At 60.4% G+C, this 23,725-nt stretch carries 25 protein-coding genes; 5 read left to right on the plus strand and 20 right to left on the minus strand.

Annotated features, from left to right (window positions below; genetic code table 11):
* Positions 1-17 precede the first annotated feature (17 nt).
* The 5 genes from K5Y35_RS11885 to K5Y35_RS11905 all read right to left on the minus strand — a co-directional run bounded on the left by K5Y35_RS11885 (position 18) and on the right by K5Y35_RS11905 (position 3,479).
* Positions 18-425, minus strand: coding sequence for an EF-hand domain-containing protein (locus tag K5Y35_RS11885; protein ID WP_222834278.1), 408 nt, complete (start codon positions 423-425; stop codon positions 18-20).
* A gap of 316 nt (positions 426-741) precedes the next feature.
* Positions 742-2,040, minus strand: coding sequence for an NAD(P)/FAD-dependent oxidoreductase (locus K5Y35_RS11890; protein WP_186747896.1), 1,299 nt, complete (start codon positions 2,038-2,040; stop codon positions 742-744).
* A gap of 63 nt (positions 2,041-2,103) precedes the next feature.
* Complete coding sequence (locus tag K5Y35_RS11895) at positions 2,104-2,277, minus strand: DUF3094 domain-containing protein (protein WP_007909875.1); 174 nt, start codon at positions 2,275-2,277, stop codon at positions 2,104-2,106.
* A gap of 51 nt (positions 2,278-2,328) precedes the next feature.
* A complete protein-coding gene (locus K5Y35_RS11900) occupies positions 2,329-2,856 on the minus strand; it encodes an MOSC domain-containing protein (protein WP_128616129.1) in 528 nt (175 codons plus the stop codon).
* Positions 2,853-3,479: a DUF1780 domain-containing protein gene (locus tag K5Y35_RS11905; RefSeq protein ID WP_007909887.1), complete on the minus strand. Its 627-nt coding sequence runs from the start codon at positions 3,477-3,479 to the stop codon at positions 2,853-2,855. The genes K5Y35_RS11900 and K5Y35_RS11905 overlap by 4 nt, the downstream gene beginning before the upstream one ends.
* Positions 3,480-3,608: 129 nt before the next feature.
* Here K5Y35_RS11905 and K5Y35_RS11910 point away from each other — a divergent pair, with 129 nt between their 5' ends.
* From K5Y35_RS11910 to K5Y35_RS11920, 3 genes are all read left to right on the plus strand, one after another.
* A complete protein-coding gene (locus tag K5Y35_RS11910) occupies positions 3,609-4,076 on the plus strand; it encodes an FAD/FMN-containing dehydrogenase (RefSeq protein WP_128616128.1) in 468 nt (155 codons plus the stop codon).
* Positions 4,073-4,762: an energy-coupling factor ABC transporter permease gene (locus tag K5Y35_RS11915; protein WP_222834279.1), complete on the plus strand. Its 690-nt coding sequence runs from the start codon at positions 4,073-4,075 to the stop codon at positions 4,760-4,762. The genes K5Y35_RS11910 and K5Y35_RS11915 overlap by 4 nt, the downstream gene beginning before the upstream one ends.
* 65 nt (positions 4,763-4,827) lie before the next feature.
* Positions 4,828-5,043: a hypothetical protein gene (locus K5Y35_RS11920; protein WP_123464064.1), complete on the plus strand. Its 216-nt coding sequence runs from the start codon at positions 4,828-4,830 to the stop codon at positions 5,041-5,043.
* A gap of 5 nt (positions 5,044-5,048) precedes the next feature.
* On the opposite strand, the gene yacG is transcribed toward K5Y35_RS11920, so the two are convergent.
* The 5 genes from yacG to pilB are packed head-to-tail and all read right to left on the minus strand — an operon-like array spanning position 5,049 to position 9,660.
* Entirely contained in the window at positions 5,049-5,249 is a 201-nt protein-coding gene (gene yacG, locus K5Y35_RS11925; RefSeq protein ID WP_123464066.1) for a DNA gyrase inhibitor YacG, read from the minus strand.
* A complete protein-coding gene (coaE, locus tag K5Y35_RS11930; protein ID WP_222834280.1) occupies positions 5,246-5,869 on the minus strand; it encodes a dephospho-CoA kinase in 624 nt (207 codons plus the stop codon). Before coaE ends, yacG begins: the two co-directional genes overlap by 4 nt.
* Positions 5,866-6,738, minus strand: a complete 873-nt coding sequence (locus K5Y35_RS11935; protein ID WP_222834281.1) for a prepilin peptidase — start codon at positions 6,736-6,738, stop codon at positions 5,866-5,868. The genes coaE and K5Y35_RS11935 overlap by 4 nt, the downstream gene beginning before the upstream one ends.
* A gap of 1 nt (position 6,739) precedes the next feature.
* Positions 6,740-7,957, minus strand: coding sequence for a type II secretion system F family protein (locus K5Y35_RS11940; RefSeq protein ID WP_222834282.1), 1,218 nt, complete (start codon positions 7,955-7,957; stop codon positions 6,740-6,742).
* 2 nt (positions 7,958-7,959) lie between these two features.
* A complete protein-coding gene (pilB, locus tag K5Y35_RS11945) occupies positions 7,960-9,660 on the minus strand; it encodes a type IV-A pilus assembly ATPase PilB (RefSeq protein WP_222834283.1) in 1,701 nt (566 codons plus the stop codon).
* A 226-nt stretch (positions 9,661-9,886) separates the two neighbouring features.
* On the opposite strand from pilB, the gene K5Y35_RS11950 reads away from it, so the two are divergent.
* Complete coding sequence (locus K5Y35_RS11950) at positions 9,887-10,318, plus strand: pilin (protein ID WP_123464076.1); 432 nt, start codon at positions 9,887-9,889, stop codon at positions 10,316-10,318.
* Positions 10,319-10,613: 295 nt separating this feature from the next.
* Positions 10,614-10,970 (plus strand): BON domain-containing protein, encoded by a 357-nt coding sequence (locus tag K5Y35_RS11955; RefSeq protein WP_047600285.1) that lies wholly within the window; start codon positions 10,614-10,616, stop codon positions 10,968-10,970.
* 208 nt (positions 10,971-11,178) lie between these two features.
* Here the strand turns inward: K5Y35_RS11955 and K5Y35_RS11960 are convergent, their stop codons facing one another.
* The 10 genes from K5Y35_RS11960 to folK form a co-directional block, all read right to left on the minus strand.
* Positions 11,179-11,475 carry a DUF2845 domain-containing protein gene (locus tag K5Y35_RS11960; protein WP_123464078.1) on the minus strand — a complete coding sequence of 99 codons (297 nt, stop codon included), beginning with the start codon at positions 11,473-11,475 and terminating at the stop codon, positions 11,179-11,181.
* Complete coding sequence (locus tag K5Y35_RS11965) at positions 11,475-14,423, minus strand: DUF748 domain-containing protein (RefSeq protein ID WP_222834284.1); 2,949 nt, start codon at positions 14,421-14,423, stop codon at positions 11,475-11,477. Before K5Y35_RS11965 ends, K5Y35_RS11960 begins: the two co-directional genes overlap by 1 nt.
* 155 nt (positions 14,424-14,578) lie before the next feature.
* Positions 14,579-15,595: a class I SAM-dependent rRNA methyltransferase gene (locus K5Y35_RS11970; protein ID WP_222834285.1), complete on the minus strand. Its 1,017-nt coding sequence runs from the start codon at positions 15,593-15,595 to the stop codon at positions 14,579-14,581.
* Between the two features lie 110 nt (positions 15,596-15,705).
* Positions 15,706-16,578, minus strand: coding sequence for an oxygenase MpaB family protein (locus K5Y35_RS11975; RefSeq protein WP_186747907.1), 873 nt, complete (start codon positions 16,576-16,578; stop codon positions 15,706-15,708).
* Positions 16,579-16,629: 51 nt separating this feature from the next.
* Positions 16,630-18,567 carry an acetate--CoA ligase gene (acs, locus tag K5Y35_RS11980; protein ID WP_222834286.1) on the minus strand — a complete coding sequence of 646 codons (1,938 nt, stop codon included), beginning with the start codon at positions 18,565-18,567 and terminating at the stop codon, positions 16,630-16,632.
* Between the two features lie 221 nt (positions 18,568-18,788).
* Positions 18,789-20,453: a glucose-6-phosphate isomerase gene (gene pgi / locus K5Y35_RS11985; protein ID WP_123464087.1), complete on the minus strand. Its 1,665-nt coding sequence runs from the start codon at positions 20,451-20,453 to the stop codon at positions 18,789-18,791.
* Between the two features lie 224 nt (positions 20,454-20,677).
* Complete coding sequence (gene panD / locus K5Y35_RS11990; protein WP_123464089.1) at positions 20,678-21,058, minus strand: aspartate 1-decarboxylase; 381 nt, start codon at positions 21,056-21,058, stop codon at positions 20,678-20,680.
* A gap of 210 nt (positions 21,059-21,268) precedes the next feature.
* Positions 21,269-22,129, minus strand: coding sequence for a pantoate--beta-alanine ligase (gene panC, locus K5Y35_RS11995; protein ID WP_123464091.1), 861 nt, complete (start codon positions 22,127-22,129; stop codon positions 21,269-21,271).
* Positions 22,126-22,926, minus strand: a complete 801-nt coding sequence (gene panB / locus K5Y35_RS12000; protein ID WP_222834287.1) for a 3-methyl-2-oxobutanoate hydroxymethyltransferase — start codon at positions 22,924-22,926, stop codon at positions 22,126-22,128. Before panB ends, panC begins: the two co-directional genes overlap by 4 nt.
* 311 nt (positions 22,927-23,237) lie before the next feature.
* The gene (gene folK, locus K5Y35_RS12005) at positions 23,238-23,723 is read right to left on the minus strand and encodes a 2-amino-4-hydroxy-6-hydroxymethyldihydropteridine diphosphokinase (RefSeq protein ID WP_222834288.1); all 486 of its coding nucleotides are present in this window, start codon (positions 23,721-23,723) and stop codon (positions 23,238-23,240) included.
* Positions 23,724-23,725 lie beyond the last annotated feature (2 nt).

Here is a 23,725-nt window from a genome sequence, read left to right on the forward strand (position 1 = left end):
CGGCTTTTTTCTGCCGATCAGGCGCCGTCTTGGTCTTTCAGGTGTTCGAACAGACCTTTCGGCATTTTCTTGCCGTTGGCTTCAAAGTTGGCCTTCACGTTGTTATAGGCCTCTTGCTCGTCGATAAAGCCGTCGTGGTTGGCGTCGATCTTGTCGAAGTCGGACTTCGGCGCGACTTTCAGAAATTCGGCGCGCGAGACCTTGCCGTCACCATCGCTGTCAGTCTTGGCCATGGACGCATCGCCACATTTGCCTTCACCGCATTTGCCTTCTGGCGCTTTCACCGAGGTTTCCGCCGAGGCAACCATGTAGCCCTTTGCCAATGGCTGGGCGGCAAATACCGAGCCGGACAGCATCAAGCCGCCAGCCAGGGCTGCGCCGATCAGGCCAATGGATTGTTTACCGAGGGTCGAAGTACGGGACATTTACACTCTCCTGGTTGCACAACGCAACCACACGTTAAGGACAAAAGCCTGAGCGGGTGCGCTCGGGTGTGGCCATTAAGCGGTGGCGGTGTATCGCGTCTGTGTCGCGCAGCGGAAGAGTTTGTAAGCGAAGGTGGGGAAAGCGAGGGGGGGATACAGTACGAAACAGATCTTTCGATCAACACAAAACATTGTGGGGGCGAGCCGGCTCCGGGCGGCGATCCGACGAAGAGGTTGTATCAGTCGACATTTTTGTCGTTTGACACACCGCATTCGTCGGATCGCCGCCCGGAGCAGGCTCGCTCCCACAGGTTTTTTAGTGCAGTTTCAGACGTGGCTCGGTGCCACGGCCAATCTTGCTGCCCAGCATCAGCATTGCCGTGCGGAACGGCCCGTACAGCGCCATCTGGTGCATGCGATACAGCGACACGTAAAACATCCGCGCGAGCCAGCCTTCGAGCATCACGCTACCGGTCAGGTTGCCCATCAAGTTACCCACGGCCGAGAAGCGCGAGAGCGAAATCAGCGAGCCGTAGTCGGTGTACTTGTACTCCGGCAAGGTTTTGCCTTCGATGCGCAGTTTCAGCGACTTGGCCAGCAGCGATGCCTGTTGGTGCGCGGCTTGCGCCCGTGGCGGTACGTTGCGGTCCGAACCCGGTTGTGGGCAGGCGGCGCAGTCACCGAAGGCGAAGATATTTTCGTCGCGGGTGGTCTGCAGGGTTGGCAGCACTTGCAGCTGGTTGATGCGATTGGTTTCCAGGCCGTCGATGTCCTTGAGGAAGCCCGGTGCACGAATGCCTGCTGCCCAGACTTTCAGACTGGCCTTGATCTCATTGCCATCGGCGGTGATCAGGCTGTCGGCGGTCACTTCACTGACCGAAGCGTTGGTCATCACGTTGACCCCGAGTTTTTCCAGCGTCTTGTGCACCGGCCCGCTGATACGCTCCGGCAGGGCAGGCAACACCCGTGGGCCGGCTTCGATCAGGGTGATGTGCATGTTTTCCGGTTTGATCCGGTCCAGGCCATACGCCGCCAGTTCATGGGCGGCGTTGTGCAGTTCGGCCGCCAGTTCGACGCCGGTGGCACCCGCGCCGACAATTGCCACGCTGATCTGCTCGATCACATCGGTTTGCCCGGCATGGGCGCGCAGGTAGTGGTTGAGCAGTTGCTGGTGGAAGCGCTCGGCCTGTTTGCGGGTGTCGAGGAACAGGCAATGCTGCGCCGCGCCCTGGGTGCCGAAGTCGTTGGTGGTGCTGCCGACGCTGATCACCAGCGAGTCGTATGCCACTTCACGGGCCGGGACCAGCTCTACGCCATTTTCGTCGTAGGTCGCTGCCAGCTGGATTTTCTTCTGCGCGCGATCGAGCCCGCTCATGCGCCCCAGCTGGAACTCGAAGTGGTTCCATTTTGCCTGAGCGACATAGTTGAGTTCGTCTTCGGAGGAGTTCAGCGATCCGGCGGCCACTTCGTGCAGCAGCGGTTTCCAGATGTGTGTCAGGTTCGCGTCGACCAGCATCACACTGGCCGTGCCGCGCTTGCCCAGAGTCTTACCCAGACGGGTAGCCAACTCCAGACCGCCGGCGCCGCCGCCGACAATAACAATACGATGGGACATAGGGATAACTCGCAAGGTTTTTAAAGGAAATCGGTGCGGTTACCCAAGCGAGCGCGAGGCAGCTCATAGCGTCAGGTAACTGATAAATCGGCTCAACAGGCCCAGACCAATGGTCACTGCCAGCACCAGCACCAGGAGCATCCACGGCCGGAAAGGCCGGCGCTCGACTCGGTGTTGGGACAGTTGCAGGTACTCTTCGACATGTTTCTGGTCTTCGGGGTTCAGGCGGCTGGTCATATTTGCCTCGTCAGGTAGACGTTGCTGAATGGGCAGAAGCTACAGCGGTTTTTATCCAGGGTTGAACGCAGCATAGCCGCTGTCCGGAACCGGCTCGACGCTCACCCGGTCTTCGAGGCGAATGATCCCGCTTTGTAGCACCCGCGCGGTAATTCCGCCATGCCCGCGCACCGCTTGAAAGGTGCCCGGACCGAGGTTGTTCTGCAGACGTGCGCACGGCTGGCACCAGCCCGTGGTTTCGAATATGGCCTGACCAATGCGAAAGCGCCGCCCTTTCAGGCTAAACAAATTGATTCCGCTGATGACGAGATTGCGCCGCAGATCTTCAGGCTTTACTGGATGATCGTCAGGGCGCCCCATCAACGCGCTGATCACCGCCAGATGTTCCCACTGAATAAGCGTCACCTGTCGCGCGTTGCGCACACCGGGGCGCGCGTGATCGCCAGTCAATCCGGCTTCCAGCCGCGCCTCCACGGCATCGAGTTCGATCATCGGCCCGCGCGACTCGGGGCGCACACCAATCCAGCGGACGCACCCGGTCTGCGGTACATCGGCGATCAGTTGCTGAAGTGGCGTCACAGGCTGATTCCCACATCAAAGACAATGCTGCGACCGAGGTTGCTGCGCAGAAAGTCCGGCGCATCCGGGTGGGCGAACAACACACGGGCGAAGGTCGGGCCGACCAGGGACAGCGAGCGCCAGCCCTGACGCAGATACTCGGTAGGCGGTGGAAAATGGCTGTTCAGATCCAGTACTTCACGTTTGAGGCTGGCGAAGGCGATGATGTCCAGTTCGCCCAGATCCATGCCGCGTTCCTTGTAGTTGTGTGCTTTCTTGCGCAAGGTCGGTGCCAGTCGCAGCAGGAACTCGTTGGCCGGGATGCGTTTCGGCTTGGCTTCGCGGCGCACCAGCTGGCTCAGGGAAAAAGCGCTGCGTCGTCGCTGCAATTCATCGCGCCATTCGTCGTTGAGCCGGCGCCCCTCGTCGAGCACGAAGAACACCTCGAAATTGGCATCACGAAACAGCACGTCCGGCGGCTCGCCAGCCGGAGCGAATTCGTCGGCGCGATAAGGAATGTTCAAGCCTTGCAGCAGGCGCTGGCAGACCCAACGCTCACGCTCCCATTTGCGGGCATTGGACAGAAAGGCGTTGGCCTGCTCGGCCGCGATGGTCAGCAGGCGTAAATAATCTGAGTCATCCATACGCCAAGCTTAGCGTTCAAATGCGACAAGCTGAAAGCGTTACGCGGCAAAGTGCATCAGTGGGCAGTGGAGAAGGGCGGTGTAGACTCATGGGAATTGATTATTTACGCCAAACCGTGAGGACTCATCGTGAAATTTCGCTGGCTGCTGCTGTTTGCTCTTTTTCCGCTGTTTGCCCATGCACTCGAAACCGGCGAGCGTCTTGCTCCCTGGACGTTACTCGATCAGTACGAGCAACCCTTCACCCTCGACAACAGCACCACCACGCTGCTGGTGGCGCGGGATATGGACGGCGCCAAGCTGATCAAGGAGGCGTTGAAGGATCAGCCCAAGGGCTATCTGGAGGCCCGTCACGCGGTGTTCGTTGCCGATATCCAGCGCATGCCGGCGCTGATTGCCAGAATGTTTGCCGTACCGGCCATGCGTGACTACCACTATCGGGTCATGCTTGATCGAGAAGGCCGGGTTGCGTCGCGCTATCCCGGCGCGGAAGGCCAGGTGTTGTGGTTGCAACTCAAGGACGGTCGATTGCTCGCGCAACGTGAGTACGCCAACGCGAGCGACCTGCGCGAGGCACTGGAGAAGGCGCGCCCATGATCGGCGTCGAGGTGCTGGCGACTGAGAGTCTGCTGCTGGGCTGGCTGATTTATCTGCCGGTGCTGCTTTGGGCGATCGTGCGGGCGCCGTGGGTCGAGTTGTTCAGCGACAGTCGGCGTCAGCATCTGCTGTTCGGCACCGTGTTTGCGTTGTTTCTGTTGTGGTTGATGCGCAGGGATTTCGACACGGGCGTGTCGTATCACTTCCTTGGCATGACGGCGGTCACGCTGCTGCTGGATTGGCCGGTGGCGATCGTCGGCGGGCTGGTGGCGCAAATCGGCCTGGTACTGCTCGGGCGTCAGGATCTCGCGGCGATGGGGGTCAATGGCGCCTTGTTCATTTTGCTGCCGGTGCTGGTTACCGAGTGCGTGGCGATCCTCGTCGAGCGTGCGCAGCCGCGCAATCCGTTCGTGTACATCTTCTGTTCCGGTTTTTTTGCCGCCGCGCTGTCAGCCCTGTTGTGCCTGATCCTGAGCCTGACGCTGCTGTGGTACGACGGCCTTTTCGCCATGCCGGAATGGCTTGAAGACTTCATCGGTTACCTGTGGCTGATCATTTTCCCAGAGGCGTTTATCAACGGCATGATCGTCAGCGCACTGGTGGTATTCAGCCCGGAATGGCTGGAGACCTTCAACCGCACGCGCTACCTTTCGGCGCCCTGGAAGGACGACGATCCGAAGTCTTGATCCACATCAAACCCGCTACGTGCGGGAAATTTCATGCTCGCGCAAATCCCTTCAGGAGCAGCAGCATGAGTGTTTACGAGTGGGCGAGGCAGGAAACCCGGCAGAGTCTGGAAGTGGCGCAGGAAGTGGGTTTTGACCCTGGGTTGAGCCTGCGCGCCTTGCTCAGTGCGGTGGTGCAACAGAGCAAGGCCGTGCGCAACGCCGAAGACCTGGCCGACGAGTTGCGCTTTCTTGCGGAAAACCTCGACGACGATCAGGACTACGGCTTTATGCGCCCCTGATCGAATCAGTGACGCGGGTCGAAATCACCGGAAAACAGTTCGTCCTCGGCATCCGGTGCGACCGGAATCTTGTGTTCTTCCGACGCCCAGGCGCCGAGGTCGATCAGCTTGCAGCGATCGGAGCAGAACGGGCGAAACTTGTTCTCAGGGGTGAATTCCACGGGGGCGCCGCAGGTCGGGCAGTCAACGGTGGGGATCTGGCTCATGCTTGGCCTCCGGATAAAGTCAGGTAAAAGTGATGCAGGCGCTCGACCTCGCTGTGCAGCCAGGCGAGGTCGCGGTCGTTGACCACCACATCGTCGGCGCGGCTCACACGGTCTTCGCGGCTCGACTGAGCCTTGAGGATCGCCTGAATCTGCTGCTCGCTGGTCTGGTCACGCTGCAAGGTGCGTTCGATCTGCAATTGTTGCGGGGCGTCGATCACCAGGATGCGCTGCGTCATCGCGTATTGCCCGGATTCGATCAACAGCGGCGAAACCAGAATCGCGTAAGGCGATTTTGCCAGTGCCAGATGATGCGCGATTTCCTCGGCGATCAACGGATGCAGCAGGGCTTCGAGCCAGCGACGTTGCTCCGGCACTTCGAAGATGAGTTTGCGCAGGGCGGCGCGGTCCAGCGTGCCATCGGCCTGCAACACGCCGGGGCCGAAGTGTTCGGCAATCTTTGCCAGCGCTGGACGCCCCGGCTCAACTACCCAGCGTGCCGCGTGATCGGCGTCCACCACGTGGACACCCAGATCAATGAAGTGCTGGGCGGCAGCGCTTTTACCGCTGCCGATGCCACCGGTGAGGCCGAGAATCCAGGGTTTTTCCACAGGGGTATTCATTTCAAACCGACAAACTGCCAATAGAAGCCGGTTATTTGACCACCCCAGAGCAAGGCAATCCAGCCGGCAATGGCCAGATAGGGTCCGAAGGGGATCGGCGTCGAGGTTTTCTCGTCGCGCAACCGCAGCAGAATCACCCCGACAATCGCGCCGACCAGCGATGACAACAGGATCGTCAGCGGCAGAATCTGCCAGCCGCCCCACGCCCCGAGCAGCGCCAGCAGCTTGAAGTCTCCGTGACCGATGCCGTCCTTGCCGGTCAGCAACTTGAACAGCCAGAACACCGACCACAGCGCCAGATAACCGGTCACTGCCCCCCACAGCGCGTCGTGCAGCGGCACGAACAGGCTGAAACTGTTGACGATCAACCCCAGCCACATCAGCGGCAGCACCAGTACGTCGGGCAGCAGTTGATGTTCGGTGTCGATCAGGCTCATCGCCAGCAAGCCCCAGGTGAGGACGATCAACAGAGCGGCGGGCCAGCCGAAGCCCAGGTGCCAGGCAATGAACGCTGACAACAGACCGCACGCCAGTTCCGTCAGCGGGTACCGTTTGCTGATGGACCCGCCGCACGCCGAGCAGCGCCCGCGCAGGCACAGATAGCTGACCAGCGGAATGTTTTCCCAGGCGCGGATCCGGTGCGCGCAATGCGGGCATTCAGAGTGCGGCAGCATCAGATTGTAAGTCGGCAGCGGCGATTCGCCGGGCAGACCGAGAACGTCCTGCGCCTGCTGGCGCCAATCGCGTTCGAGCATTTTCGGCAGACGCCAGACCAGCACATTGAGAAAACTGCCCACCACCAGACCCAATAGCAGGGCGGTGCACACAAAGGCCAGCGGATACAGACTGAAGAGTTCGTCGATAGGCATGTCAGATCGCTGAGCCGAGTTGGAAGATCGGCAGGTACATGGCCACCACCAGACCACCGACGATCACGCCGAGGACCACCATGATGAACGGCTCCATGAGGCTGGTGAGGTTGTCGACCATGTTATCCACTTCGTCCTCATAAAAACCTGCGACCTTGTCGAGCATCTCGTCGAGCGCACCGGACTCTTCACCGATGGCGGTCATTTGCACGGCCATGTTCGGAAAGACCCCAGTGGTGCGCATCGAGAAATTCAGTTGCATGCCGGTGGACACGTCCTGGCGAATGCGCAGCACTGCGCGTTTGAACACCACGTTGCCGGTGGCCCCGGCCACCGAATCGAGTGCTTCCACCAGCGGCACACCGGCGGCAAACGTGGTCGACAGGGTACGGGCGAAACGAGCGACAGCGGACTTGTACATCAACGTGCCCACCAACGGCAGTTTCAACAGCCAGGTGTCGCGACGGTCGCGCAACGCCTGGGACGTTTTCAAGGCATGGCGGGTACCGAAAAACGCTGCCACCAATGCCCCGAGAGTCGCCCACCACCATTGCTGCATGAACTCCGAAAGGCTGATCACCATCAGCGTGAAGGCCGGCAGTTCGGCACCGAACCCGGAGAACACCGACTGGAATTGCGGCACCACTTTCACCAGCAGGATCCCGGTCACGACGGCCGCTACCAGTACCACGGCGGTCGGATAGGTCATGGCCTTCTTGATCTTGGCCTTGAGGCTTTCGCTTTTTTCCTTATAGGTGGCGACGCGATCGAGCAACGTATCGAGGGCGCCGGACTGCTCGCCGGCATCCACCAGGTTGCAATACAACTCGTCGAAATATTTCGGCTTCTTGCGCAGGGACGTGGCGAAGCTGTTGCCGGCCGCGACCTCCTGTTTGACCTCATCCACCAGTTTGCGCATGGCCGGGTTTTCGAAGCCTTCGCCAATGATGTCGAACGACTGCAGCAGCGGCACGCCGGCCTTCATCATCGTTGCCATCTGCCGGGTGAACAGGGCGATGTCCTGAGCCTTGATGCGTTTGCCGAAGCTCAACAGCGAGGCGGATTTCTTGCGTACCTTGCCGGGGTTGATGCCTTGCTTGCGCAATTGCGCCTTGATCAGTGCCGGGTTTTGCCCGCTCAGTTCACCGGTGACCTTGGTGCCTTTACGGTCCGTGCCTTCCCAGGCGTAGACGCTGATTTTTGCTGCCTTGACCGCCATGTTCAGTCCTTGGTGACCCGGTTGATTTCTTCAAGGCTGGTGATGCCTTGCATGGCCTTGCGCAGGCCCGACGTGCGCAGGTTGTCGAAGCCGTCGCGGCGCATCTGGGTGTCGATTTCCAGCGAATTGCCTTCGGCCATGATCAGCCGTTGCAGCTCGGCGGTGTTTTTCACCACTTCATAAATCCCCACGCGTCCCTTGTAACCGCCGTTGCAGTGATCGCAACCGACCGGCTCATAGATCGTGAAACTGCCGATCTGTTCCGGTGGGAACCCTTCCTTGATCAGGGTTTCGCGGGGGATCTCGATCGGCTTCTTGCAATGACTGCACAATTTGCGCGCCAGGCGCTGGGCAATGATCAGGCTGACCGAGGTGGCGATGTTGAAACCGGGAATGCCCATGTTGTGCAGGCGCGTCAGGGTTTCTGCAGCGCTGTTGGTGTGCAGGGTCGAGAGCACCAGGTGACCGGTCTGCGCTGCCTTGATGGCGATCTCGGCGGTTTCCAGATCGCGGATCTCACCGACCATGATCACGTCCGGGTCCTGACGCAGAAACGAGCGCAGGGCCTGGGCAAAATCCAGGCCTTGTCTGGGATTGACGTTGACCTGGTTGATACCTTCCATGTTGATCTCCACCGGGTCTTCAGCGGTGGAAATATTGATGTCGACGGTATTGAGAATATTCAGACCGGTGTACAGCGACACGGTTTTCCCTGACCCGGTCGGGCCTGTTACCAGGATCATGCCCTGTGGTTGCTTGAGCGCCGCCATGTACAGGTCTTTCTGCGCTGGCTCGTAACCCAGAGCATCTATGCCGATCTGCGCGCTGGACGGATCGAGGATCCGGATCACCACTTTTTCGCCCCACAGGGTCGGCAGGGTGTTGACCCGGAAATCAATCGACTTGCTCTTCGACAGGCGCATCTTGATCCGCCCGTCCTGAGGTTTGCGCCGCTCCGAGATGTCGAGACTGGCCATGACTTTCAGGCGTGCGGCGATGCGCCCGGCCAGTTGAATCGGTGGCTTGGCCACCTCGCGCAGAATGCCGTCGGTGCGCACCCGCACCCGGTAGTTCTTTTCGTAGGGCTCGAAGTGCAGGTCGGAAGAGCCGCTCTTGATCGCATCGAGCAGCATCTTGTGAACGAAGCGCACCACTGGCGCATCGTCGGCGTCGAGCCCGCCGATGGCGTCCTGCTTGCTGTCGTCGATGGACTCGACATCGAGGCCGTCGAGATCGACATCGGCCATGTCTTCCAGGCCACTGGCATGGGTATCGAAGAATTTTTCGATGGCATCGGTGAGCTTGTCGTCCTCGACCAGAATCGCTTCGGTGCTCAACCCGGTGCTGAACTGGATATCGTTGATCGCTTGATGATTGCTCGGGTCGGAAATGCCCACGAACAGTTTGTTGCCACGCCGCCACAGCGGCAGGGCGTGGTGCTGGCGTACCAGTTTTTCGCTGACCAGCCCTTTGGGCTGGGTTTCCTTGTCGAGGCAATTGAGGTCGAGGAACGCCATGCCGAAATGCTCGGAAGCGATCTCGGCCACCTGTGAGCTTTTCACCAGTTTGTTCTGTACCAGATAACTGACCAGCGACAGGCGATTGCGCTGGGCCTGTTGCCAGGCTTGCTGGGCGCTTGTCTCCGTCAACAGTTGCGCCTGCACCAGTTGCTTGGCCAGACCGCTCAGAGCGATGTCATTCATGGGGATCCCGCACGCTTGCCGTTCATGACTTATAGCCTAGTCAAGTGACAGCGCCAAACACGGCCGGCGCAGGTGACAAAAAGTGTCAGATAGTGCGGTTGCAGGCTGTAGGAAATGGCGTTGCAGGCGCTTCGCGTCGAATGAGCGGGGCTTTGCAGGCATTGGCATGGCCTATGCTCCGTCCCTTGCAGATCATGAGAATTCGACTCATGCATGGAGCGTGTCTATGAAAAAACAACAAGGTTTCACTCTGATCGAGTTGCTGATCGTGGTAGCGATCATCGGGATTCTGGCGACCATCGCCTTGCCGCAGTACACCAAGTATCAGGCGCGGTCGAAGGTGACGGCGGGGCTGGCGGAAATCAGTGCGTTGAAGGTGCCTTTCGAGGACACCATCAATCAGGGGACTGACCCTACACTGACACTCGTTGCGGGTGCCGCGACCGTTACGACCTCCAATTGCGCCGTCACTGCGTCGGGCACCGCGTCCACTGGTGCGGGGACAATCGTCTGCACGATCAAAAACGCGCCAGGCCCTGTGCTGGATAAAACCATCACACTCACTCGCTCCTCCGGCACCGGTGCGGGCGTATGGTCTTGCGGTACGACCGTTGCACCGGACTATTCGCCAAAAGGCTGTACTGCCAGCGGTACCTGAGTTGTCGATGGACTGCCAAATGCCCCGCAAAGCGGGGCATTTTTCTTGGTGCAGCACTTCTCAAAAGTTTCAATAATTTCAGCGTCTTAGGAACTTTTCAGAAAACCGCAACTTGCATGCGATTTATCGGTGAGTCATGCAAATTGCATGAATCCGGAAAATCGTAGAATCGGCAACTTATTGATTTATATGGCTTTTTATCATTTGCAAAAGTTGGCACAGCGTTCGCAACTACCTTGGTAACCCTGCTGACAAGACAACCAGCAGACTTTCCAGAAAAACAGGAGTTACTCGTATGAAGAAGTTCGCTATCACTGCCGCTGCTGCTACCGCGCTGACCCTGACCATGGCTTCCGGTGCATTCGCACAATCCACTCAGGCTACCCAGGCTCCAATGACTCTGGCTGCCGGTGAAGTCACCCAGGCTAAAGAAGCTACTTCTGACACTTGGATCACTACCAAAGTCAAAGCTGACCTGGTCACCGAAAAAGGCATTCCAGGTACTGACATCAAAGTAGAAACCAACAAAGGCGTTGTATCGCTGTCGTCGACTACTGCTGTCACTGAATCGCAGAAAGACGTTGCTGTTGCGATCGCCAAGAAAATCAAAGGCGTCAAAGCGGTCTCCGCTGACGGCCTGAAAGCCGAGTAAGGCATGACTTCTCGCCTGAACCGGGAGAAGACGCGACAGACGGGCCGAGTAATACGTCTGCCGCAACTTTAGAGTTCATGCGAACGGTCACACGGATGTGACCATTGCGGGCCCCGGCACTTGTGTCGGGGCCTGTTCTATTTCAGGGGCACCACAAAACAGCTGTAGGCGTGAGCAGGCTCACTCCTGCAAGGGTAATCGGTGCGGCTCAGTTACCGCGCTTGCTGTTGATCTGCCGCAGGCGATTGCCTTCAAAGCGCAGGTACTGGTACATGCCGTTGCTCGGGCCGTAGGTCCATTCTTCGACCTGAAACTCTTCGCGGCGATTGGCGCTGCGCTTGTAGCCGAGGGCATCGCGGCTGATCGGCTCGCCACACTTCTGCAGCACTTCGCTGGCGCGGTCGCCGAGGCTGACCAGCTGGCTGCCGCAGCGCAAAGTGTCGGACGCCGAGGCATGGCCCGCAGCGAACGTCAGTAGCAAAGCGGGTAGCCACTTGATGTTCATCATTCGGCATCCAGGTGCATTTGCGTCACGACCCGGCCATCGCTTTCGGCTTCGCCCAGGTTGGCGTCGATGAAGTAAACGCGGTCGTCCGCCAGTTGGCCTTTGTCAACGAGGTAATCCTTGATACTGCTGGCGCGGTCCTGGCCCAGTTGACGCAGCAGTACATCACTTGCGCCCCAGAACGTGATCAAGCCTGCACGCATCTTCGCCGTGCGTTCTTCCTTGCCCAAATCCTTCCATTCGGCAGGCGGCTGGGTTTTCAGACGCGTGCGGTAGATGCCTTCGAGCAACGGACCTTTCTCGCCGTCCGGTACTTGCAGGAGCGACGCCTGAGCCGGCACCTTGTCGCCGCGGCGCTGGAGCATCTTGTAGTAGTTGTACTGGTATTCGCGTTCCAGCCGTTGCTCGGCAAGCAGCGGGCCGTCGCTGCTTTTGGCGGCGGTGCCTTCGATTTCCAGGCGCAGGGCCGGGCGTTCCTTGAGCGCCTTGGCCAACTTCTCCAGTGCAGCTTCGGCATCCTTGCTCAGTTCACTGGAGCCCGGCGCGAAGGACACGGTGCCGAGGTCTTCGGAACTGCCACCGCTGATCAGCCCGCCAATCATCTTGAACGGCGCCGCAGCGGCTTTGACAATCAGATTGCGCAAGGTCTGCCAGACAATCGGCATCACGCTGAACTGTGGATTGTTCAGGTCGCCGGTCACCGGCAGTTCGATGGAAATCTTGCCATCGACGTCCTTGAGCAAGGCGATCGCCAGTTTCAACGGCAGGCTCACGGCATCCGGACTGTCGACTTTTTCACCCAGTTGTAGCTGTTCGACCACCACTTTGTTCTCGGCCTTGAGCTGGCCCTTGGTGATCAGGTAATGCAGGTCGAGGTTGAGCCGGCCCTTGCGGATGCGGTAGCCGGCGAACTTGCCGGAGTAGGGCGTCAGGGTGGTCAGCTCGACCCGTTTGAAGCTGGTGGCGATGTCGAGGCTGGCCATCGGGTCGAACGGGTTGACCGCCCCTTTGATGGTGACCGGTGCATAGCGGTCGACCTTGCCTTTGATGTCGACGCTGGCCGGTTTGGCCTGGCGACTGTCGATGGTGCCGATCTGGCCATTGAGCTGTTGAATCGCGGTGGCGAAATTCGGCGTCAGGCTGAAGTCGGCGAAGTTGGCTGAACCGTCATTGATGGCGATACCGCCGATGTGAATGCCCAGCGGTTTGCCGTTGCCGGCCGGTTTGGCAGCGGTGCCTTTCGTCCCGCTGTCGGGGGGCTGCGGGATCAGCAGGTCGTCGATGTTGGTCGTGCGATCGTCGTTGATCATGAACCGCGCATAGGGCTGGAACAGGTTGACCTTGTCGATCGACAGGTTGTCGCCGTGTTGATAGTTCAGGCCTTCGACCACCACTTGTTGCCACTTGAGGAAGTCGCGGGTTTTCAGAGTGTCGAGGGTGTGCAACTGATCTATCTGCGCACGTCCGGTCACGCTGAGGGCCAGCGGCTCGGTGCTCTTGAGGTTGACCTTCAGATCACTGCCGAGCATGCCGCTGCGCAGTTCGAGGCGAATGAATGGATTGATGTAGGACTGGGCGACGCGCAGGTCGATGTCCTGGGTTTTGACATTGAGCTGCGCGGTGACCGGGGCGAGATTGACGGTGCCGTCGGCCGTGATCTTGCCTTGTTTGCCCAGGCCGCTGTCGAGTTTGAGCTTGAAGGGCGAACCGTTGAGGCTGTCGAAATCCTGCAGATCGACATTCAGCGGCGTGACATCCAGGGCCACCGCCGGCTTTGCTGAACGGTCGGCGAGGTGGACCGTGTAGTTACGCAATTGCACGTCTTTGAGCAGCACTTGCCAGGGCTTGCTCGGTGCCGGTGTTGCTTTCGGCGAGTCGGCGGCTGCCGGGGTATTGGCAGGTTCCGCTGCCGCTTTGGCAGCTGGCCTGGAGGGTTGGCTGGCGAACAGTTTCTGCCAGTCCAGTTGACCGTCGGCTTCGAGCGCGGCCCAGGTTTCCAGTTTGTTGCTGCGGATTTTGCCGACCACCACTTGCTGCCTGGCCAGGTCGATCGAGGTTTCGCTGACATCGAGGCGTTCAAGTCTTGCCAGCGGGCGTCCGTCCGGTGCCTTGATCGCGAACGGCGCAATGCTCACTGTTACGTCGTTCAGCAGCAGTTCGGTTTCTTTCGACAGATTGAGTTTGTACGTGGTGCTGAGGCTGAGCACACCGTCTTCGAGCACCAGCGGTACGGCGTCACGCACATAGGGCCAGAAGGCTTTCATCTTGCCGTCGGTGATTTTCAGTGTCCCTTCGGAGGTGAACGGGATCAGGCTGAAGTTGCCCTTCCAGTCGATCTGCCCACCCGCCGGGCCGACCGCTACGAGCGTCATGTCGGCATTGTCTTCGGGCAGGGTGCTGAGGTTCTTCAGTTCGAAGTCGAGCTTGTCGTAGAGGAACTCGATCGGCTCGCTCGGCCGGGCGTCCTCGAAATGCACATTGCCGCCGGCCAGCTGGATGCGGTCGATGCGCAGCGGGAACGGCTTGGCGTTTGGGTCGGCCGGGGTCGGTTCGCTGGCGGGGAGTTTGAACAGGCCCAGCAGGTTCAGCTGACCGTCTTTGGCGAAGAGGATTTCGGTCTTGGGTTTGTCCAGTTCGATGTCGGCCAGGTGCAGCGCTTTGGTCCACAGGCTGTCGAGTTGCAGGTTGGCGTAGAGCCGCTCGAAACCAACCTGTTCCTTGCCCGGCTCACCGATGACCAGGCCCCACACTGTCACTTCAAGGCTGAACGGATTGAGTTCGATGCGCTGGATATGCGCAGGCAGCGTGGCGTAGTGGGCCAGTTGCTGGTTGGCCACGCGCAGGGCGATGCCCGGCAAAATCAGAAACCCCAGCAAGCTGTAGAGGGCCAGAGCGGTCAACAAGGCGCCAATCGCGCGAATCAATCCTTTGGGCATGTGCGGCTTCATCTGTCTGAATCGGAGTGCCTTGGAGTATGGCACGCGATTCCGGTTCCGAAGTACATCCGAGGGCGCAGGATTGTTCAGATTGTTCTGTAGGATTAAATCCCATGAAGGGAGCGAGCCTGCTCCCTCATTGGACAGTTGTTAACCGCAGGGAAGGGTTACAACTGCAGGATCAGGGTTTTCAGCGGCGGTTGCTGGTCCATTGACGGGAAGTCGGCGCCCGGGGTCATGACGCTCCATTCGCGTACCGGGCGTCCGGCTTTCTCGGCACAGCGCAGCACTTGCTCGCGCCAGTCGGCCATGCTGACTTTCGCCAGGTTGTTGCAGCAGATCAGCACGCCGTTGTCGGCGGTGGTCAACAGGGCCGGCTTGAGCAGGCTCTGATAGTCGCGCAGCAGGTCGACGGTGCCGAACGCACTCTTGGCCCACGCCGGCGGATCGAGCAGCACCAGATCGTACTGACGCTGTTCGAGGCGCTGGTAGCTCGGTAGTTTCTGTCCGCGTCGCTGGCTGACCGGCAGACCGGCGAGCTGGCGGATCGCCGGGAAGTAGTCGGACTGGATGAACTCCATCTGCGGCAACTGCGGATTGAGCAGACCGTTTTCGCGGCCGACCGCCAGATTGCCTTCGGCGAAATCCAGATTGCACACCTCACGCGCGCCACCGGCGGCGGCACTCAGGCCAACGCCGCAGGTGTAGGCGAACAGGTTGAGCACGCTTTTGCCCCTGGCGTGATCCTTGACCCAGCCGCGGGTGTTGCGCAGGTCGAGGAACAGCAGCGGGTCCTGCCCGGCATGCCGCCCGCGGACACGGTAGTTCAGGCCCCATTCGTGGCCGACCAGATCGGCCAGCGCGGCGTCGTCGGCACGATAGACCGGGTCTTCGCGATCAATCCGCGAATTGCCCCGGGAGCGGTCGTTGTAGACCAGCAGGGTTTCCAGGCCCAGGGCCTGGTTGACCAAGGCGTGCAGTTGCAGCAGGTCGTCACGTTCCAGCGTCTGGTGAAAGCTCTGCACCAGCAGTTGCGGGCCGTAGCGGTCGATGGTCAAGCCGCCGGCGCCCTCCTGGCTGCCGTGGAACAGCCGATAGCAATCGGTGCCCTGGTCATGCAGCTCAGTGAGCAAGTCTTGACGTTGGTCGAGGGCGGCGCGCAGCGCCTGATTCAAGGAAGACATGCGGGCGCCTTGCTGGAGGGAATTGGGGCGCGGGAGTTTAGCAGTTACTGGGCTTCAAGCTCCAAGCTTCAAGCCTCAAGCTCAAATCTTGCAGCTTGCAGCTCCGGGCATCAGGTCAGAATTCCCATGCGCCGCTGTGCCCGTTGTACTGAACCATTGCGCATCGCCCAGCGCAGCATCGGTGCGCTGCGTCTGACGCTGGCGCGAATCAGTTGCCGTTGCACCGAGCTCTGGCGGACGTCGAGCATGTCGCTGGCCCAGTCCGGCAGCAGGTCGATGCCGGCCTTCATCATCAGATCGCCAAAGGGCCGCGCCAACAGGCTGGGGGCCGGTGCCGCGAGCAGCAGGCGCAGCACTTCACGACTGCGCTCGTCGCACAGTAATTGTGGGCGCATGCCTTGCAGGTAATCGGCCACGGCCTGTCGGGACTTCGGTACGTCGCGGGCGCCCAGGCGTTCGGCGACTACAGCGATTTCCGCGTAATAACGATCCTGATCGGCCCACGACAGTTGCGGGTTGCGGTAACGCAAATGCGCGGCGAGGAAGTTGCTGACTTCCGCCACGTGCACCCACGTCAGCAAGTCCGGATCGCTCGCCGCGTAGGGCCGGCCGTCCGGCGCGGTGCCGACCACCTGCAGGTGGATGGTGCGCACTTTTTCGATCAGCCAGTCGGCGTCCCGACGCGAGCCGAACGTGGTGCCGGACACGAACTGACTGGTTCGGCGCAAACGCCCGAGCATGTCCTGGCGAAAGTTCGAGTGATCCCAGACGCCGGCCAGCGCCAGGGGATGCAAGGCTTGCAGCAACAGCGCGCTGATGCCGCCAATCAGCATGCTGCTGAAGTCGCCATGCACCTGCCAGCTGACTGAGTCGGGGCCGAACAGGCCGGGATCACCCTTGGGGTTTTCCAGGTCGAGCTGACCGAGAGACAGGCCGGTCAGGCTCATGAGTTGGTGTTCGATACGGCTGCGGATGAATTCCATGACCACTCTGTGCACAGGGATGAGCGCGGCCGGTTGACCGCGCCTGGCAGGTTACTGATTGAGGCGCTTGTCGATCAGGCCTTGCACCACACTCGGGTCGGCCAGGGTCGAGGTGTCGCCGAGGCTGTCGAGTTCGTTGCAGGCGATCTTGCGCAGGATGCGGCGCATGATCTTGCCTGAACGGGTTTTCGGCAAGGCCGGCGCCCACTGGATCAGATCCGGCTTGGCGAAGCTGCCGATTTCCTTGCTGACGTGGGCGAGCAGTTCTTTCTTCAGCTCATCGCTCGGCTCGGCACCATTCATTGGCGTGACGAAGGCGTAGATGCCCTGACCTTTGACGTCATGGGGATAACCGACCACCGCCGCCTCGGCGATGCTGTTGTGCAGCACCAGTGCGCTTTCGACTTCGGCGGTGCCGATGCGGTGCCCGGACACGTTGATCACATCGTCGATGCGCCCGGTGATCCAGTAATCGCCATCCTCGTCGCGGCGCGCGCCGTCACCGGTGAAGTAGTAACCGGGGTAGGGTTTGAAGTAGGTGTCGACCATGCGTTGCGGATCACCGTAGACGCTGCGGATCTGTGCGGGCCAGCTGGACTTGATCGCCAGCACGCCGCTGCCGGCACCCTTGATTTCCTTGCCGTGTTCATCGAGCAGCACCGGTTGCACGCCAAACATCGGTTGCGTGGCGCAGCCGGGTTTGATCCGTTGGGCGCTGACCAGGGGGCTGAGCATGATGCCGCCGGTTTCGGTCTGCCACCAGGTATCGACGATCGGGCAGCGCTGTTCGCCGACCACGTTGAAATACCATTCCCACGCTTCCGGGTTGATGGGCTCGCCGACGCTGCCGAGTAATCGGAGACTCTGGCGCGACGTTTCCTTCAACGGTTCGGCACCTTCGCGCATCAGGGCGCGCAGGGCGGTCGGCGCCGTGTAGAAGATGTTGACCTTGTGCTTGTCGATCACTTGCCAGAAGCGCGAGCTGTTCGGGTAGCTCGGCACACCTTCGAATATCAGCGTGGTCGCGCCATTGGACAGCGGGCCGTAAACGATGTAGCTGTGGCCGGTGACCCAGCCGACGTCAGCGGTGCACCAGAACACTTCGCCCTCGCGGTAGTCGAGCACGTACTTGAAGGTCATCGCTGCTTGCAGCAGGTAACCGCCGGTGGTGTGCAGCACGCCTTTGGGTTTGCCGGTGCTGCCCGAGGTGTAGAGGATGAACAGCGGATCTTCGGCGTCCATCGGCTCTGGCGGGCAGTCGTCGCTGACGTCACGCACGGCCTGGTGATACCAGAGGTCGCGGCCTTCGACCCAATCGACTTTGCCTTGCGTGCGCTCGACCACCACGACGGTGCTGACGTCGGGGCAATTTTGCAGGGCTTTGTCGACGTTCTGTTTCAATGGTACGAACTTGCCGCCGCGCACGCCTTCATCGGCGGTGATCACCGTGCGGCAGTCGGCATCGAGAATGCGGTCACGTAATGAATCCGGGGAAAATCCACCGAACACCACCGAGTGGATGGCGCCGATCCGCGCGCACGCGAGCATGGCGTAGGCGGCTTCGGGGATCATCGGCATGTAGATGCACACCCGGTCGCCTTTCTTCACGCCACGACTTTTCAGCACGTTGGCCAGGCGGCAGACATGGTGGTGCAGTTTCTTGTAGGTGATTTGCGCCGATTCGGCCGGGTCGTCGCCTTCCCAGAGAATCGCGGTCTGCTCGCCGCGTCGGGCGAGGTGGCGGTCGATGCAGTTGTAACTGACATTCAGCTGGCCGCCGGCAAACCAGGACGCTTCGCCGGTTTTCAGGTCATAGCGCTGAACGGTCTGCCACGGCGTGCTCCAGTCGAGGAAGCGCGTGGCCTGTTCGGCCCAGAAGGTCGTGGGGTGTTCAATGGATTCGCGGTACAGACGCTTGTAGTCGTCCTGACTCAACTGCGCAGCCCGGCGGACGGCATCGGCTTTGGGGAACGTGCTGATATCGAACATGACGGTTCCTTATTCTTGTTGTGCACAGGAATAAAGATGCGCCGAGAGGGCCAAGGGTTCAAGCCGCATCAGGAATCTGATGGCTGAAGGGGGCCAAAATAACTGTGGGAGCGAGCTTGCTCGCGAAGGCGTCACGCCAGCCAACAAAGGTGTCGACTGACAGATTGCATTCGCGAGCAAGCCCGCTCCCACAGGGAACAGCGTTGGCCCGAAGGCCTTGATCAGCCGCGGTGACGACCGCGGAAGTAATTGATCAGGCCTTGGGTGGAGGCGTCGTCAGCGGTGGTTTCATCGCTGCCGACCAGGCGGTTGTAAACGCCTTTGCCCAGTTCCTTGCCCAGTTCCACACCCCACTGGTCGAAGGCGTTGATACCCCAGACCACGCTCTGCACGAACACTTTGTGCTCATACATGGCGACCAGCGCGCCGAGACGACGCGGGCTGATGCGTTCGACCACGAGGGTGTTGCTCGGACGGTTGCCCGGGATCACCTTGTGCGGTGCGAGCTTGTGCACCTGCTCTTCGCTCATGCCCTTTTCGCGCAGTTCGGCTTCGGCTTCCGGCAGGGTCTTGCCGAGCATCAGCGCTTGGCTCTGCGACAGGCAGTTGGCGTACAGCCATTGATGGTGGTCGGACACCGGGTTGAAGCTGACGATCGGCACAATGAAGTCGGCCGGAATCAGTTGGGTGCCCTGGTGCAGCAACTGGTGGTAGGCGTGCTGACCGTTGCAGCCGACGCCGCCCCAGATCACCGGACCGGTATCGGTCGAGACCGAGGTGCCGTCCTGACGCACGCTCTTGCCGTTGGACTCCATGTCCAGCTGTTGCAAGTGCTTGGTGATGTTGCGCAGGTAGTGGTCGTACGGCAGGATCGCGTGGCTCTGCGCGCCCCAGAAGTTGCCGTACCACACGCCGAGCAGGGCCAGCAGCACCGGCATGTTCTGTTCGAACGGCGCGGTCTGGAAATGCTGGTCCATGGTGTAGGCACCGGACAGCAGTTCCTTGAAGTTGGACATGCCGATGGCCAGGGCGATCGGTAAGCCGATGGCCGACCACAGCGAGTAACGCCCGCCGACCCAGTCCCACATCGGGAAGATGTTTTCTTCACGGATGCCGAACGCGACCGCCGCGGCGTTGTTGCTTGATACCGCGATGAAGTGACGATACAGCTCGGCTTCCGAACCACCCTGCGCCAGATACCAGGCGCGTGCGGCCTGGGCGTTCTTCAGGGTCTCGAGGGTGTTGAAGGATTTCGACGAGACGATGAACAGCGTGGTTTCGGCGCGCAGCTTTTGCGTCAGCTCGTGGAACTCACTGCCGTCGATGTTCGCCAGGTAGTGGCAGCGCACGCCTTTCTGCGCGTAGGACAACAGCGCTTCGGAGACCAGCTCGGGGCCGAGGAACGAACCACCGATGCCGATGTTGACCACGTCGGTGATCGGCTTCTCGGTGTAACCACGCCACAGGCCATCGTGGATGCGGCCGACCAGATCGGTGATCTGGTTCAGCACCTTGTGCACTTCCGGCATCACGTTGACGCCGTTGACCGACAGCTTGTCGCCCACCGGGCGGCGCAGGGCGGTGTGCAGGGCGGGGCGGCCTTCGGAGGCGTTGACGATTTCGCCGTCGAACAGCGCTTTGATCGCGCCCTTCAGATCGACTTCATTGGCCAGGCCCACGAGCAGATTGCGGGTCTCGGCGTTGATCAAATTCTTCGAATAATCGAGAAACAGTCCGCAGCTGCTGAGGGTGAACTGGTTGAAACGCTGCGGATCGGCGTTGAAGGCTTCGCGCATGCTGAAATCCTGCATGGCTTGGCGGTGGTCTTTCAACGCTTGCCAGGCGGGCAGAGCGGTAACGTCATGAGGAGTGCGGTAGTACGCCATCGCTGCGGTTTTCCTTTTTACTTGAACGGCCTTTTGAACACTGAACAGACCGCCACACCCTGTTGAGGCGCGGGGTCAAACTGCGTCGACACGATTTATTGGCGCAGGGCGAATACAGTAAACCTCACGCCGCGATCTGTCTTGACTTTGTCTGACCTGTTTCCGGTACTTTTTTAACATCGGGGTTAGAAACCGTCCGACAAACGGAAGCGGTGCAGTGCCGATCAGGCGACCTGCACCGGAATGGCGTTGCTGGTGTGGCTCAGTTCATTGCCCGGCGCCATGTAGAGCATGCGCGGCTTGAAATGCACCAGTTCCGCTTCGCTGTAGTGCGCGTATGCGCAAATTATCACGCGGTCGCCGACCTTGGCCTTGTGCGCGGCAGCGCCGTTGACCGAGATCATCCGTGAACCCTCTTCGCCACGGATGGCGTAGGTGGTGAAACGCTCGCCGTTGTCGATGTTGTAAATCTGGATCTGCTCGTATTCCCGGATGCCGGACAAGTCCAGCCATTCGCCATCAATGGCGCATGAGCCTTCGTAATCGAGCACCGCGTGAGTGACTTCGGCGCGATGCAGCTTGGCCTTGAGCATGATGGCGTGCATGAGGGATTTCCCGGGTTGGAATCGAACGGCGGGCAGTGTGCCCGAAGGCTTTGGGGGCGGCAATATGGCTTGAAATGCAATTTTCAGGACGCTGAAAACACTGCAGGAGTGAGCTTGCTGGCGATAACGGACTGACATTCAACAATGATGCTGAATGTCAGGTCCTCATCGCGAGCAGGCTCACTCCTACAGGGGGGATTGCGGTGCTTTTCAGGCCGGGATATCGAGGTTCAGGTGCAGGTTGTCGATCAACCGTGTGGTGCCGAGGAACGCCGCTACCAGAATCACCAGATCGCGGTCTTCGGCCGTGGCCGGACGCAAACTCAGGGCGTGGCGGATTTCCAGGTAGTCCGGGCGCAGGCCAGCCGCTTCCAGCTGTTTCAACTGCGCGCTGATCAGCGCCGGGAAATCTCGCTCCCCCTGTTTGATCGACTCGGCCATCGTGCTCAGGGCGCGATAGACCGCCGGTGCCACGGCGCGCTGTTCTTCGCTGAGGAAACCGTTACGCGACGACAACGCCAGGCCGTCAGCGGCGCGAACGGTCGGCTCGCCGATGATCTGGATCGGCATATTCAGGTCATGCACCAAGGCGCGGATCACCGCCAGTTGCTGGTAATCCTTCTGGCCGAAAATCGCCAGATCCGGCTGGACCATGTTGAACAGCTTGCTGACCACCGTTGCCACACCTTCGAAGTGCCCCGGACGGCTGGCGCCGCACAGGCCTTCGGACAATTGCGGAACGCTGACCCGGGTCTGCCCGGCCATGCCGTCGGGGTACATCTCTTCAACGGTGGGGGCGAACAGCAGGTCGCAACCGGCCTCGAGCAGTTTTTCCTGATCCGCCGCGAGGGTGCGCGGGTATTTGTCGAGGTCTTCGCCGGCGCCGAACTGCAGCGGGTTGACAAAGATGCTCGCGACCACGAAATCCACGCGTTGGGTGGCTTTGGTGATCAGTGCGACGTGGCCGCTGTGCAGGTTGCCCATGGTCGGCACGAAGCCGATGCGCTTGCCTTCGCTGCGGGCGCGGGCCACGGCGGCGCGCAGTTCGCGTACGGTTTTTACGGTGTTCATGCAGAGAATCCGTGTTCGATGCCTGGGAACGTGACAGCTTTGACTTCGTTAACGTAAGCCTTCAATGCGGACTGGATGCTGTCCTGACCGTGCATGAAGTTCTTTACGAACTTCGGCACGCGGCCAGTGATCGACAGGCCGAGCATGTCGTGCAGCACCAGAACCTGGCCGTCGGTGGCGTTACCGGCACCGATGCCGATGACCGGGATTTTCACCGCCTGGCTGATTTCGGCGGCCAGTTCGCTTGGCACGCATTCGAGCAGCAACATCGCTGCACCTGCCTGTTCCAGCGAGATCGCGTCGGCACGCATCTGCCGCGCCTGGTTCTCGTTGCGGCCCTGCACTTTATAGCCGCCGAGAATGTTGACCGCTTGCGGGGTCAGGCCCATGTGCGCGCAAACCGGCACACCGCGTTCGGCCAGCAGGCGGATCGACTCGGCCAGCCACAACTGACCTTCGACCTTGACCATGTGCGCGCCGGCCTGCATCAGCATGGCGCTGTTGGTCAGGGTCTGTTCGACGGTGGCGTTGGCCATGAAGGGCAGGTCGGCCAGGATCAGGGCGTCGGTGTTGCCGCGTTTGACGCAGGCGGTGTGATAGGCCATTTCTGCGGTGGTCACGGGCAAAGTGCTGTCGTGACCCTGCAGAACCATGCCGAGGGAGTCGCCCACCAGCAGCACTTCGACACCGGCCTCGTTGCAGGCGTGGGCGAAGGTCGCGTCATAGCAGGTCAGCATGGTGATCTTTTCACCTTTCTGCTTGAGGCTCTGGAGCGTGGTCAGGGTGATGGCTGGCATGTAAAAAATCCTCGTTCAGGCGCTCTGGAAACTACTGCGAGTAACGCGCGTGATTCGTCATCTACTCAGGCGCACGGTCTTTTGTCGTGCTTATAAGGCCTGGCTTGCGCCCGTATGTGCCGGGTTGGCGGCAGCGGGACGCCTATAGTCGTGATGAGCCAACCGGAAGTCAATTGTGTGTGTTACCGCATTGTTACGAGGGGAGTGTTACCGGCGTTACTGATGCGATTCAGCGGCGCGGCGGGGCTGATTCGCGGGTTTTTTGTCCGACAATCAATCTGGATAGGACGAAGGCCTACAAAGGATTTGCGTCAAGCGTGGGAAAGGCGTTCCAGGCCGACGAACGGGCACGCTGCCAGCAGGTCGGGGAGGGTGCGGCCATCGGCCAGGCGCAGATTCTCAGGGGCCAGTTCGGCGAGGGGATAGAGCACGAACGCGCGTTCCTGAATCTGGTAATGCGGGACTTTGAGCCGTGGCTCGTCGATCAGTCGATCGCCGAATAACAGGATGTCCAGATCCAGTGTGCGCGGTCCCCAGCGTTCCAGGCGTTCGCGGCCCTGATCGTTCTCGATCGCTTGCAACGCATCAAGCAGTTCAATCGGCGCAAGCGTGCTGTCGAGTGCCGCGACCGCGTTGGTGTAACGCGGTTGGCCCGGCAGCAGCGAGTCACTCTGATAGAAGGCGGAAACGCCGGCAAGCGTGGTCTGCGGCAATTGCCCCAACGCCTCGACGGCGCTGCGCAATTGTTCGGCCGGGTCAGCGAGGTTGCTGCCCATGCCAATGTAGATGCGTTCCATGC

Source organism: Pseudomonas sp. SC3(2021), assembly GCF_019856535.1.
Taxonomy (GTDB): domain Bacteria; phylum Pseudomonadota; class Gammaproteobacteria; order Pseudomonadales; family Pseudomonadaceae; genus Aquipseudomonas; species Aquipseudomonas monsensis.